The following is a 12,913-nucleotide window of genomic DNA, read 5'->3' on the forward strand; positions in this document are numbered from 1 at the left end:
GGAACCGGCGGACGCGGCGGCGCGTGCGGTACACATTGTGTCCGGCCGCCACCTTGTGGCGGCAACCAGTTTTCCGGTGAAGGGAGCCACGGACAGTGCAGCGAAGGGCGTACGCACCAGCCGCCGCACTGGCCGCGGCGGTGCTCACCACGGCGCTCGCCGGGTGCAGCGGGGATTCCGCTTCCGGTCCCGGCGGCGATGACTCCAAGCCCGGTCAGCTCGGCGCCTCCGCCTCCGGCGGCGCGCCGGGGAAGTACCACTCCCTCCCCGAGCCCTGCGGCTACGTCAGCCCCGCCACGCTGCGGCGCATGCTGCCCGGCGCCGAGGACGAGAGCGAGGAGGAGGCCGAGCGGCGCTACCGCGGCCAGGCCACCATCACCTACGACACCGACCGCCGCGTCGGCTGCCGCTGGAAGCTGGAGACCCCCGAGGGGACCCGGCATCTGACGGTCGACTTCGAGCGGGTCGTGTCGTACCAGACCGACGTCAGCGACGAGGACCGGGCGCGGCAGCTGTACGCGCGGCTGGCCACGGCCGCGAACATCCCGGCCGCCGCCTCCGCCTCGCCGTCGACGGGCACGAGCCCGAGCGCCGCCGCGTCGGCGGGCGCCAAGCCCCAGGGCGGGGCCGGCGCCCAGAAGCAGAGCGCCCCCGTCTCCGGGGCACCCACACCGTCGTCCACCACCGGCTCCACCGCCCCGGGCGGTTCCGCCGGCAAGGGGACCGACACCGAACTCGCGCCGCGCGTCCTCGACGACCTCGGCGACGACGCGTTCGTCGACGACGAGCTGGCCACCACCGGCACCGGTGTACACCGTGACATCAAGGTCGTCTTCCGGTCCTCCAACGTCCTCGTGACCATCACGTACGACCAGTGGTCGACGGACAAGGCACACATCCCCAGCAGCGCGGACCTGCAGGGCAAGGCCCATGCCCTGGCCCGCGAGCTCGACGCGGGGCACTTCGGCAATTAGCCCGGCGAGTACCGCCACATTTCTGCCGCCGCCCCGCGTCGGCCGCGTACCGTGCCGTCTGGACACGGGCGGAGCACAACCCGCCCCACGAGCAACTCGAAGCCCTCGACACCGAACGAGCGAAGGACCCATGCACCGACGAACAGCCCCGCGACTCGCCCGAATCCTCGCCTGCGCCGCAGTACCGGTGATGCTCGTCGCCACCGGCTGCTCGTCGGACGACGACAAGAAGGAGACGACGCCCACCAAGGCGCCGACCGCCAACGCGACGCCCACGCTCAAGCCCGCGGCGTTCGCCAAGCTGCCCGAGGCCTGCAAGGCCGTCCCGGCGAAGACGGTCGAGAAGCTGGTGGCCAAGGCGGACCCCAAGGAGGGCAAGGCCCTTCCCGCCAGCGACACCAATGACTCGGCCAGCTGCTTCTACAGCGGTCTGGACGACGAGGACGTCAAGGACCTGCAGTACCGCTCCCTGACCGTCTCCCTCAAGCGCTTCGCCTCCGACCCGACGCTCGGCTCCGGCGAGAAGCGCGCCCAGGCGTTCCTGGCGCAGCAGGCGACCAAGGCGACCACGTCCGACGGGGCGAAGAACGCCAAGACCGAGAAGGCCGGCGGGATCGGTGACGAGGCGTCCACGGTCACCTCGGACTCCAAGAAGGACGACAACGACTTCAAGAACGTCACCGTCATCGCCCGGACCGCCAATGTCGTGGTCACCGTGAAGTACAGCGGCGCCGGCTACGAGGGCGCGAAGTCGCCCGACGCGGGCGACATGACGAAGGACGCGCAGGGCGCGACCAAGGAGGCCGTCGCCGCGGTCGCCGACGCGAACAAGAAGTAGCGCGCACGCGGCAGGCGCATACGGCGAAGGGCCGCCGCCCGGTGGAAACCGGGCGGCGGCCCTTCGGCCGTCGTGGGGGTTACGCCCCGAGCAGCTTGCGCACCCGGTCCGCCCCCACCGCGAGCAGCAGCGTGGGCAGGCGCGGGCCGGTGTCACGGCTCACGAGCAGCTGGTAGAGCAGCGCGAAGAACGAGCGCTGCGCGACCTTGAGCTCCGGCGTGGGCTTGGCGTCCGGCTCCAGGCCGGCCTGGATCTTCGGCACGCCGTAGACGAGCGTGGTGAGCCCGTCGAGCGACCAGTGGTCGTCCAGTCCGGCGATCAGCAGCCGCAGCGACTCACGGGCCTGGTCGTCCAGGGCGGCGAGGGTCTCGGTGTCGGGCTCGTCGCGGACGATCGTGCGGGACTCTGCCGGGACCTGGGTGTTGATCCAGTGCTCGGCCCGGTCGAGCCGGGGGCGGGTCTCGTCCAGCGAGGTGACCGGGTTCGCGGGGTCGAGGTCGCTGAGGATCCGCAGGGTCTGCTCGTCGTGGCCGCCGGTGATGTCGACGACTGAGGCGAGCGTGCGGTACGGCAGCGGGCGCGGGGTCGTCGGCAGGTCACCGGCGGCGGTGCGGACGGCGCGGCTGTACGCGGCGGCGTCGGCGGGCAGCACGGTGCCGTCGGCGACCTTGGAGGCCAGCTTGTCCCACTCGTCGTAGAGCCGCTGGATCTCCTGGTCGAAGGCGATCTTGAAGGACTGGTTGGGCTTGCGGCGCGCGTACAGCCAGCGCAGCAGCGGGGCCTCCATGATCCGCAGCGCGTCGCCCGGGGTGGGGACGCCGCCCTTGGAGGAGGACATCTTGGCCATGCCGCTGATGCCGACGAAGGCGTACATGGGGCCGATGGGCTGCTCGCCGCCGAAGACCTTGCGGACGATCTGGCCGCCGACGACGAAGGAGGAGCCGGGCGAGGAGTGGTCGACGCCGGAGGGCTCGAAGATCACGCCTTCGTAGGCCCAGCGCATCGGCCAGTCGACCTTCCAGACCAGCTTGCCGCGGTTGAACTCGCTGAGCAGGACGGTCTCGGAGTGCCCGCACACACAGGTGTAGGCGAGCTCGGTGGTCTCGTCGTCGTACGCGGTGACGGTGGTGAGGTCCTTCTCGCACGCGCCGCAGTACGGCTTGTACGGGAAGTAGCCCGCGCCGGAGCCGCTGCCGTCGTCCTCGGCGGCCGCGCCGGAGCCCTCGGCGGCCTCCAGCTCGGCCTCGTCGACCGGCTTCTGCTGCTTCTGCTGCGGCTTCTTGGCGGCCGCGGCGGGGTCCTTCTTCGTCCGGTACTGGTCGAGGACGGCGTCGATGTCACCGCGGTGCTTCATCGCGTGCAGGATCTGCTCGCGGTAGACACCGGAGGTGTACTGCTCGGTCTGGCTGATCGGGTCGTAATCGACGCCGAGCTCGGCCAGGGCCTCGACCATGGCGGCCTTGAAGTGCTCGGCCCAGTTCGGGTACGCGGATCCGGCCGGGGCGGGCACCGAGGTCAGGGGCTTGCCGATGTGCTCGGCCCAGGAGTCGTCGATACCGGGGACGCCGTTGGGCACCTTGCGGTAGCGGTCGTAGTCGTCCCAGGAGATCAGGTGCCGGACCTCGTGGCCGCGGCGGCGGATCTCGTCCGCGACGAGGTGCGGGGTCATGACCTCGCGGAGGTTGCCCAGGTGGATCGGGCCGGAGGGGCTGAGGCCCGAGGCGACGACGATCGGTTTGCCCGGGGCGCGGCGCTCACCCTCGGCAATGACCTCGTCGGCGAAACGGGAGACCCAGTCGGCCTCGGTGCTCTGAGCCACGTGCGGCACTTCCTTCCTTGTGGTCCTGGCATGACCATTGTCCCAGACGGAAGGGGGCGCTCCGGGGTTGCTCGCGGCCGGGCGAAATACCATCCCGGTCCGCGAGGGGCGCGTGGGATACTCGGTCGTATCGAAAATGCCCTCTACCGGAACGGCACCCACCCCATGGCATCGGTTCCTTCCCTCGCTTCCTCGCTCGACCGGCGCATCGCGGACGCCCTTTCGGCAGCACTGCCGGAGGCCGGTGCCGCCGACCCGCTGCTGCGACGAAGCGACCGGGCCGACTTCCAGGCCAACGGGATGCTGGCGCTCGCCAAGAAGCTGAAGGGCAACCCGCGCGAGCTCGCGGCGAAGGTCGTCGAGCAGCTGCCGGCCGGTGAGCTGATCAAGGACGTCGAGGTCTCGGGCCCCGGCTTCCTGAACATCACGATCACGGACGAGGCGATCGTGAGGACGCTCGCCGAGCGCGCCGCCGACGACCGTCTCGGCGTGCCGTTCGCGGAGCACCCGGGCACCACGGTCATCGACTACGCCCAGCCGAACGTGGCCAAGGAGATGCACGTCGGCCACCTGCGCAATTCGGTGATCGGTGACGCGGTCGTGCGGATCCTGGAGTTCTCCGGCGAGAAGGTCGTGCGCCGGCACCACATCGGCGACTGGGGCACCCAGTTCGGCATGCTCATCCAGTACCTGATCGAGCACCCGCACGAGCTGGACCACAAGGGGGGCGAGGTCTCCGGCGAGGAGGCCATGTCGTCGCTCAACCGGCTGTACAAGGCGTCGCGGACGCTCTTCGACTCCGACGAGGAGTTCAAGGCCCGCGCCCGGCGCCGGGTGGTCGACCTCCAGGCCGGTGACGAGGAGACCCTCGCGCTGTGGCAGCGGTTCGTCGACGAGTCGAAGATCTACTTCTACTCGGTCTTCGACAAGCTCGACGTGGAGATCCGCGACGAGGACATCGTCGGCGAGTCCGGTTACAACGACATGCTCGCCGAGACCTGCCGGCTGCTGGAGGAGTCCGGTGTCGCTGTCCGTTCCAACGGCGCGCTGTGCGTCTTCTTCGACGACGTCAAGGGCCCGGACGGCAAGCCCTCGCCGCTGATCGTCCAGAAGTCCGACGGCGGCTTCGGTTACGCGGCCACGGACCTGTCCGCGATCCGCGACCGGGTGGGCAACCTCCAGGCCGACACCCTGCTGTACGTGGTGGACGCCCGGCAGTCCCTGCACTTCAAGATGGTCTTCGAGACCGCCCGCCGGGCGGGCTGGCTGACCGAGGGCACCAAGGCCGTCCAGCTCGGTTTCGGCACGGTGCTCGGCAAGGACGGCAAGCCGTTCAAGACCCGTGAGGGCGAGACGGTCCGGCTGGTCGACCTGCTCGACGAGGCGATCGACCGCGCGACGGCCGTCGTCCGGGAGAAGGCCCAGGACCTGACCGAGGAGCAGATCGCCGAGCGGGGTGCCCAGGTCGGCATCGGCGCGGTGAAGTACGCGGACCTGTCGACGTCGGTCTCCCGGGACTACAAGTTCGACCTGGACCAGATGGTGTCGCTCAACGGCGACACGAGCGTCTATCTCCAGTACGCCTTCGCGCGGATCCAGTCGATCCTCCGCAAGGCGGGCGAGGCCCGTCCGGTGGCCCACCCGGAGCTGGCGCTGGCCCCGGCCGAGCGCGCCCTGGGCATGCACCTGGACCAGTTCGGGGAGAACCTCGCGGAGGTCACGGCCTCCTACGAGCCGCACAAGCTGGCCGGGTACCTCTACCAGCTGGCCTCGCTCTACACGACGTTCTACGCCGAGTGCCCGGTCCTCAAGGCCGACACCCCGCAGCAGGTCGAGAACCGTCTGTTCCTCTGCGACCTGACCGCGCGCACCCTGCGGCAGGGCATGTCGCTCCTGGGCATCCGGACGCCCGAGCAGCTGTAGTCGGACGCGGGGTGGGGCCCCTTTCGCGGACGTCCCGTACGTCACGGGAATTCGCGGAAGTGAGCCCTACCCCGCTCCCAGTTCGAACCAGATCAACTTGCCCGACAGCCCCTGTGGTTGGTCCCGCAGCTCGAATCCGCCCCAGCTGTCGGCACACATGCGGACGAGCCCCAGCCCCCGCCCCTGCTCGGCGTCCACCTCGGGCAGCGCCGCCAGATCCAGCCGGGGAAGCCGGGGGTTGGTGTCCCACACGGCCACCCGCACCCGGTCGCCGTCCTGCTTGACCCGCACCGACGCGGGGCCGTCGGAGTAGCGGTAGGCGTTGGTGACCAGTTCCGAGGTCAGCAGTTCGGCGGTGTCGGCCAGTTCCGGGAAGCCGTGTTCCTCGAAGATCGTGCGGAGCGTACGGCGGGCGATGCAGGGCGCCATGGGGTCGGCGGGCACCTGGAGCGTGTACTCCCAGTCGTCGGTGAGTTCGGGATCGGTACTCATGCACGCCTCCGGACAGTAAGCGATGTGCTACACACCGTAAGGAAGGCAGTGCCCCGCTTTCCAGGCGGGAATGCGTGAACGCCCCCGAATCCGGGAACGACGATGGCGGCGTCCCCCTTGGGGGGACGCCGCCATCGGTGTGTGCGCGTACGGACGGCAGCCGGGCTACAGCTGCCGGGCGACCTCGGTGGCCCAGTACGTGAGGATCATGTTCGCGCCCGCCCGCTTGATGCCGGTGAGCGACTCCATGATGGCCCGGTCGCGGTCGATCCAGCCGTTGGCCGCGGCGGCCTCGACCATCGCGTACTCACCGCTGATCTGGTAGGCGGCGACGGGGACGTCCACCGACTCGGCGACCTTGGCGAGGATGTCGAGGTAGGGCAGGGCCGGCTTGACCATGACCATGTCGGCGCCCTCGGCGAGGTCGAGCTCCAGCTCGCGCAGCGACTCCCGGACGTTGGCCGGGTCCTGCTGGTACGTCTTGCGGTCGCCCTGGAGCGAGGAGCCGACGGCCTCCCGGAAGGGGCCGTAGAACGCGGAGGCGTACTTCGCGGTGTAGGCGAGGACCGAGACGTCCTCGTGGCCGGTCTGGTCCAGCGCGTCGCGGATGACGCCGACCTGGCCGTCCATCATGCCGCTGGGACCGACCACATGGACTCCCGCGTCGGCCTGGACCTGCGCCATCTCGGCGTAGCGCTCCAGCGTCGCGTCGTTGTCCACGCGGCCCTCGGAGTCGAGGACCCCGCAGTGGCCGTGGTCGGTGTACTCGTCGAGGCACAGGTCGGACATGATGACGAGCTCGTCGCCGACCTCGGCCCGCACATCGCGGATGGCGACCTGGAGGATGCCGTCGGGGTCGGTGCCGGCGGTACCGGCCGCGTCCTTCTTGGCGTCCTCGGGCACGCCGAAGAGCATGATCCCGGCGACGCCGGCCTCACGTGCCTCGACGGCCGCCTTCCGCAGGGTGTCGCGGGTGTGCTGGACGACGCCCGGCATGGCGGAGATCGGCACCGGCTCGCCGATGCCCTCCCGCACGAAGGCGGGAAGGATCAGGTCTGCCGGGTGCAGCCGGGTCTCCGCGACCATGCGGCGCATGGCCGGGGTGGTCCGCAGCCGCCGGGGGCGAGCCCCGGGGAAGGTTCCGTACGTGCTCAACTCCGTGCCCTTCTACGCGATCCGGGCCGCCGCTCGCTCGGGCGGGTGACCGGGTCGCCGGCCTCCAGGGCCGCGTCGCGCCGGGCCGCACCGAAGTCCGCGAGCGCCTCGGCCAGCTTGTGCACCGAGGGCTCGGGCGACAGCACGTCCACCCGCAGGCCGTGCTCCTCCGCGGTCTTCGCGGTGGCGGGGCCGATGCAGGCGATGACGGTGACATTGTGCGGCTTGCCGGCGATGCCGACCAAGTTCCGCACGGTGCTGGAGGAGGTGAACAGCACGGCGTCGAAGCCGCCGCCCTTGATCGCCTCGCGGGTCTCGGCCGGCGGCGGGGAAGCCCGCACGGTCCGGTAGGCGGTGACGTCGTCGACCTCCCAGCCCAGCTCGATCAGGCCCGCCACCAGGGTCTCGGTGGCGATGTCGGCGCGCGGCAGGAAGACGCGGTCGATCGGGTCGAAGACCGGGTCGTAGGGCGGCCAGTCCTCCAGCAGACCGGCGGCCGACTGCTCGCCGCTGGGCACGAGATCGGGCTTCACACCGAACTCGATCAGCGACTTGGCGGTCTGCTCGCCGACGGCCGCGACCTTGATGCCGGCGAAGGCACGCGCGTCGAGCCCGTACTCCTCGAACTTCTCCCGCACCGCCTTGACGGCGTTGACGGAAGTGAAGGCGATCCACTCGTAGCGGCCGGTGACCAGGCCCTTGACCGCGCGCTCCATCTGCTGCGGAGTACGCGGCGGCTCGACCGCGATGGTCGGGACCTCGCTGGGCACGGCGCCGTACGAACGGAGCTGGTCGGAGAGCGAGGCGGCCTGCTCCTTGGTCCGCGGGACGAGAACGTTCCAGCCGAAGAGCGGCTTGGACTCGAACCACGAGAGCCGGTCGCGCTGCGCGGCCGCGCTGCGCTCACCGACCACGGCTATGACCGGCTGGCCGCCGTCCGGGGACGGCAGCACCTTGGCGGCCTTGAGCACCTGCGCCAGGGACCCGAGGGTCGCGGTCCAGGTGCGCTGGCGGGTGGTCGTGCCGGCGACGGTGACGGTGAGCGGGGTGTCGGGCTTGCGCCCGGCGGAGACCAGCTCACCGGCGGCCGCGACGACCGAGTCGAGGGTGGTGGAGACGACGGCGGTCACCTCGCTCGCACCGACCTCGGACCAGCAGGTGTCCGAGGCGGTACGGGCGTCGAGGAACCGCACGTCGGCGCCCTTGCCGTCGCGCAGCGGAACACCGGCGTAGGCGGGCACGCCGACGGCCGTGGCGACGCCCGGCACCACCTCGAAGGTGATGCCCTCGTTCGCGCAGGCCAGCATCTCGTCGGCCGCGTTGCCATCGAGGCCCGGGTCGCCGAGGACGGCACGGACGACCCGCTTGCCGCCGCGCGCGGCCGTCATGACAAGATTGGCGGTGTCCCTAAGGACGGGGATGTCGGCGGTTTTTGATGCCTCATCAGTAACCGTCTGGGCAGGCATGTCCACATGGGCGCGCGCATGCGCACGCACCACGTCGAGCACCTGCGGATCGGCGATCAGGACGTCAGCGGTCGCAAGTGCCTCCACGGCGCGCAGCGTCAGCAGTCCCGGGTCTCCGGGTCCGGCACCGAGGAAGGTGACGTGCCCGTGCACGGGGTGGATCGGGGCGGTGGGGTTCAAAGTGCTCGCTCCCCCATAAGACCGGCCGCACCCTTGTCGAGCATCTCGGCGGCGAGTTCGCGCCCGAGGGCCACGGCTTCTTCGCTGGACGACGGTACGGGACCAGTGGTGGACAGCTGCACCAACGTCGTGCCGTCGGTCGAGCCGACGACGCCGCGCAGGCGCATTTCAGTGACAATCTGCCCGTCGGCCAACAGGTCGGCCAGCGCACCCACAGGTGCGGAGCAGCCGGCCTCCAGGGCGGCGAGCAGGGAACGCTCGGCGGTCACGGCGACCCGGGTGTACGGGTCGTCGAGCTCGGCGAGCTGTGCCGCGAGGGCCGTGCCGAGCACCTGGTGCTCGGCGAGGCACTCGATGGCCAGCGCCCCCTGACCGGGGGCGGGCAGGACCGCGTCGGCGTCCAGGAACTGGGTCGCCTCCCCGATCCGGCCGATACGGGTGAGACCGGCGGCGGCGAGCACGACTGCGTCGAGCTCACCATCGGTGACAAAACCGACGCGGGTGTCGATGTTGCCGCGGATCGGCACGGTCTCGATCTCGAGTCCGTGCGACCGCGCCCACGCGTTGAGCTGCGCCATGCGGCGCGGCGATCCGGTGCCGATCCGGGCCACCCCGTTCCGGGAGGACGCCGGGAGGGTCTCGAGGGTCAGCCCGTCACGGGCGACCAGGACGTCCCGGGGGTCCTCGCGGGCCGGGATCGCGGCCAGGACGAGGTCGTCCGGCTGCGCGGTCGGCAGGTCCTTGAGGGAATGCACGGCGAAGTCGATCTCGTGGGAGAGCAGCGCGTCACGCAGCGCGGAGACGAAGACTCCGGTGCCGCCGATCTGCGCGAGGTGCTCCCGCGAGACATCGCCGTACGTCGTGATCTCGACCAGCTCGACCGGTCGCCCGGTGAGCTGGTGGACCGCCTGTGCCACCTGGCCGGACTGGGCCATGGCGAGCTTGCTGCGGCGGGTGCCGAGGCGCAGCGGCCGCTGGTCGGACACGGCGCCGTGCGGGCCGGGCGCGCCGACGGTGCTGTGCGCACCGGCCGCGGCCTTGCCCCAGGCGGCCGTGGAGGGGGTGTCGTTCATGCCGGCTCCCGTCCGGGGTCACGCGTGTCGGCCCGGCTGACGGCGGCGACCGCCTGCGGGTCGAGATCGAAGAGTTCCCGCAGGGCGTCGGCGTAGCCGGCGCCACCGGGGGTCGAGGCCAGCTCCTTGACCCGCACGGTGGGCGCGTGGAGGAGCTTGTCGACGACGCGCCGCACGGTCTGCGTGATCTCCGCGCGCTGCTTGTCGTCGAGGTCGGGCAGGCGGCCGTCGAGCCGGGCGATCTCGCCCGCGACGACGTCCGCGGCCATGGTGCGCAGGGCGACCACGGTGGGCGTGATGTGCGCGGCCCGCTGGGCGGCGCCGAAGGCGGCGACCTCGTCGGAGACGATGGACCGCACCTGGTCGACGTCGGCGGCCATGGGCGCGTCGGCGGAGGCCTCGGCGAGCGACTCGATGTCGACGAGCCGCACACCGGCGACCGCGTGCGCGGCGGCGTCGATGTCGCGGGGCATCGCGAGATCGAGGAGCGCGAGGACGACTCCGTCACCGGGGGCGTCCGGGCCGTCCTGGCAGGTCTCGTCGACGGCGCAGAGCGCGTCCGCGCGACCGGCGTCCGTGCGGGCGGCGAGGGCCAGGCGTATGGCGTCGGCCGTCAGCACCAGGCCCGTCGCACCGGTGCAGGAGACGACGACGTCCGCGCGGGACAGCTCGTCCGCCACGGCGGTCATCTCCACGGCGGAGGCCGTGAACCCGCCGCGCGCGGCGGGGCCCGCGGGCTCGGTGAGGATCGCGGCGAGGCGCCGCGCCCGCTCGACCGTGCGGTTGGCGACGGCCACGTGGGCCACGCCCGCGCGCGCGAGGGTCGCGGCGGCGAGGGAGGACATGGAGCCGGCGCCGATGACGAGGGCGCGCTTGCCCGCGGCCCAGTCGGCGACGGGCGTGTCGCGGGCGAGCTGCTCCAGGCCGAAGGTCACCAGCGACTGGCCGGCCTTGTCGATGCCGGTCTCGCTGTGGGCGCGCTTGCCGACGCGCAGGGCCTGCTGGAACAGGTCGTTGAGCAGGCGGCCCGCGGTGTGCAGCTCCTGGCCGAGGGCGAGGGCGTCCTTGATCTGGCCGAGGATCTGCCCCTCGCCGACGACCATCGAGTCCAGCCCGCAGGCCACCGAGAAGAGGTGGTGGACGGCCCGGTCCTCGTAGTGCACGTAGAGGTGCGGGGTCAGGTCGTCCAGGCCGACGCCCGTGTGCCGGGCGAGCAGCGTGGACAGCTCGGCGACACCGGCGTGGAACTTGTCCACGTCGGCGTACAGCTCGATGCGGTTGCACGTGGCGAGCACGGTCGCCTCGGTGGCGGGCTCCGCCGCCAGCGTGTCGTGCAACAGCTTGGCCTGGGCGTCCGCCGTGAGGGCGGCGCGCTCCAGCACGCTGACCGGCGCGCTGCGGTGGCTCAGGCCGACGACGAGCAGGCTCATGCTCCACCCTCGCTTCGCTCGGGCAGGCCTGCGTCCCGGACGCGCCTTTCGTTGATCCGCTCGCTCATGCCGGCATCACGGCGGGGACATCCCCGTCCGGTCCCTTTCGGCCGCCGCCGGCCGTGCGCGGCACGCGGGGCGGTGTGGCGACGGCGGTCTGCGCGGCGTCCTCGCCGGCCTTGCGCTGCTCGTGGAAGGCGAGGATCTGCAGCTCGATGGAGAGGTCGACCTTGCGGACGTCCACGCCCTCGGGCACGGAGAGGACCGTGGGCGCGAAGTTGAGGATGGACGTGACCCCGGCCGCGACGAGCCGGTCGCAGACCTGCTGCGCGGCACCCGCGGGGGTGGCGATGACGCCGATGGAGACGCCGTTGTCCGTGATGATCGCTTCGAGTTCGTCGGTGTGCCGCACGGGCAGCCCGGCGACCGGCTTGCCGGCCATGGCCGGGTCCGCGTCGATCAGCGCCGCGACACGGAAGCCGCGGGAGGCGAAGCCGCCGTAGTTGGCCAGGGCGGCGCCGAGGTTTCCGATGCCGACGATGACGACCGGCCAGTCCTGGGTGAGGCCGAGTTCCCGCGAGATCTGGTAGACGAGGTACTCGACGTCGTAGCCGACACCGCGGGTGCCGTACGAGCCGAGGTAGCTGAAGTCCTTGCGCAGCTTGGCGGAGTTGACCCCCGCCGCGGTCGCGAGCTCCTCGGAGGAGACCGTGGGGACCGAACGCTCGGAGAGCGCGGTCAGCGCACGCAGATACAGCGGAAGCCGGGCGACGGTGGCCTCGGGAATCCCTCGGCTTCGGGTCGCCGGTCGGTGAGTTCGGCCAGTTGCCACGGTGCTCCTGCGGGTAGAGCGGGGCTGCGGGCGGCGCCTTGTCCCAGGACCGCCCCGTCGAACGCAGGCTATGCCTTTGTGAACGCGTGCACAAAGATGGTGTCCGCTTTGTCCGGGCAAAGTGACCGGCGTCACGCGGTGTTTCGGCCCGGTCCGGGAACCATTGCCCGCACCATCGCGACCGCCACACCGATCACTCCCGTACCAAGGGTGCGCCGACGGGGACACGCGCGCTCACTCCTCATCGCCATACCCCCGGACACCAACAAATCGCCACATGATGGTAGTCGACTCAGGCACCCAAACGAGCCGCCGAGCTCGGGCGCCCTGGGGGCACAATGGCCTGCATGAGCCCGCTGCTGCGCCGAAACGCCCGTAAGAATCCCGCCGACAGCACGGTGACGCTGATCGGCAAGCCCGGCTGCCACCTGTGCGACGACGCCGAGGCGGTGATCGCCGAGATCTGCGGCGAACTGGGCGCCCGCTGGGAGAAGAAGGACATCACCGAGGACGAGGAGCTGTACCGCAAGTACTGGGAGCAGATTCCGGTGATCCTCGTCGACGGCGCGCAGCACGACTTCTGGCGGGTGAATCCGGCGCGCCTGCGGAAGGCCCTCGGCGGCTGACCCCGGCGCGCGCAAGGCCTCGCGGCCGGGCCCCGCGCGGAGAGTAACGAACACGTCTCGTGAAGTTCACGTCACTGAATCGTTCCGACTCCGGTTACCCCGAAC

Annotated in this window: 11 protein-coding genes; 4 read left to right on the forward strand and 7 right to left on the reverse strand. The window is 71.3% G+C overall.

Annotated elements, in window-relative coordinates; translation table 11 throughout:
- Positions 1 to 95 precede the first annotated feature (95 nt).
- Positions 96 to 974 (forward strand): hypothetical protein, encoded by an 879-nt coding sequence (locus AB8O64_RS16805; RefSeq protein WP_370419856.1) that lies wholly within the window; start codon positions 96 to 98, stop codon positions 972 to 974.
- A 130-nt stretch (positions 975 to 1,104) separates the two neighbouring features.
- Positions 1,105 to 1,812, forward strand: a complete 708-nt coding sequence (locus AB8O64_RS16810; RefSeq protein ID WP_370419857.1) for a hypothetical protein — start codon at positions 1,105 to 1,107, stop codon at positions 1,810 to 1,812.
- 79 nt (positions 1,813 to 1,891) lie between these two features.
- Here the strand turns inward: AB8O64_RS16810 and lysS are convergent, their stop codons facing one another.
- Positions 1,892 to 3,640 carry a lysine--tRNA ligase gene (gene lysS, locus AB8O64_RS16815; protein WP_370419858.1) on the reverse strand — a complete coding sequence of 583 codons (1,749 nt, stop codon included), beginning with the start codon at positions 3,638 to 3,640 and terminating at the stop codon, positions 1,892 to 1,894.
- Positions 3,641 to 3,796: 156 nt separating this feature from the next.
- Between lysS and argS the strand changes: the two genes are divergently transcribed.
- On the forward strand, positions 3,797 to 5,554 hold the full coding sequence (gene argS / locus AB8O64_RS16820; RefSeq protein WP_370419859.1) for an arginine--tRNA ligase: 1,758 nt from the start codon (positions 3,797 to 3,799) through the stop codon (positions 5,552 to 5,554).
- A 66-nt stretch (positions 5,555 to 5,620) separates the two neighbouring features.
- On the opposite strand, the gene AB8O64_RS16825 is transcribed toward argS, so the two are convergent.
- The 6 genes from AB8O64_RS16825 to AB8O64_RS16850 form a co-directional block, all read right to left on the reverse strand.
- Positions 5,621 to 6,046, reverse strand: coding sequence for an ATP-binding protein (locus AB8O64_RS16825; RefSeq protein ID WP_130878862.1), 426 nt, complete (start codon positions 6,044 to 6,046; stop codon positions 5,621 to 5,623).
- Positions 6,047 to 6,211: 165 nt separating this feature from the next.
- Entirely contained in the window at positions 6,212 to 7,201 is a 990-nt protein-coding gene (hemB, locus tag AB8O64_RS16830; RefSeq protein WP_370419860.1) for a porphobilinogen synthase, read from the reverse strand.
- A complete protein-coding gene (locus tag AB8O64_RS16835) occupies positions 7,198 to 8,847 on the reverse strand; it encodes a uroporphyrinogen-III synthase (RefSeq protein WP_184740388.1) in 1,650 nt (549 codons plus the stop codon). Before AB8O64_RS16835 ends, hemB begins: the two co-directional genes overlap by 4 nt.
- Entirely contained in the window at positions 8,844 to 9,833 is a 990-nt protein-coding gene (hemC, locus tag AB8O64_RS16840) for a hydroxymethylbilane synthase (RefSeq protein WP_370423883.1), read from the reverse strand. The genes AB8O64_RS16835 and hemC overlap by 4 nt, the downstream gene beginning before the upstream one ends.
- Positions 9,834 to 9,916: 83 nt before the next feature.
- Positions 9,917 to 11,350: a glutamyl-tRNA reductase gene (locus AB8O64_RS16845; RefSeq protein WP_370419861.1), complete on the reverse strand. Its 1,434-nt coding sequence runs from the start codon at positions 11,348 to 11,350 to the stop codon at positions 9,917 to 9,919.
- A gap of 64 nt (positions 11,351 to 11,414) precedes the next feature.
- Positions 11,415 to 12,182: a redox-sensing transcriptional repressor Rex gene (locus AB8O64_RS16850; protein ID WP_370419862.1), complete on the reverse strand. Its 768-nt coding sequence runs from the start codon at positions 12,180 to 12,182 to the stop codon at positions 11,415 to 11,417.
- A gap of 347 nt (positions 12,183 to 12,529) precedes the next feature.
- Between AB8O64_RS16850 and AB8O64_RS16855 the strand changes: the two genes are divergently transcribed.
- A complete protein-coding gene (locus tag AB8O64_RS16855) occupies positions 12,530 to 12,808 on the forward strand; it encodes a glutaredoxin family protein (protein WP_130878856.1) in 279 nt (92 codons plus the stop codon).
- Positions 12,809 to 12,913 lie beyond the last annotated feature (105 nt).

Source organism: Streptomyces sp. QH1-20, from assembly GCF_041283565.1.
In the GTDB taxonomy this organism is placed as follows: Bacteria; Actinomycetota; Actinomycetes; order Streptomycetales; family Streptomycetaceae; genus Streptomyces; species Streptomyces syringius.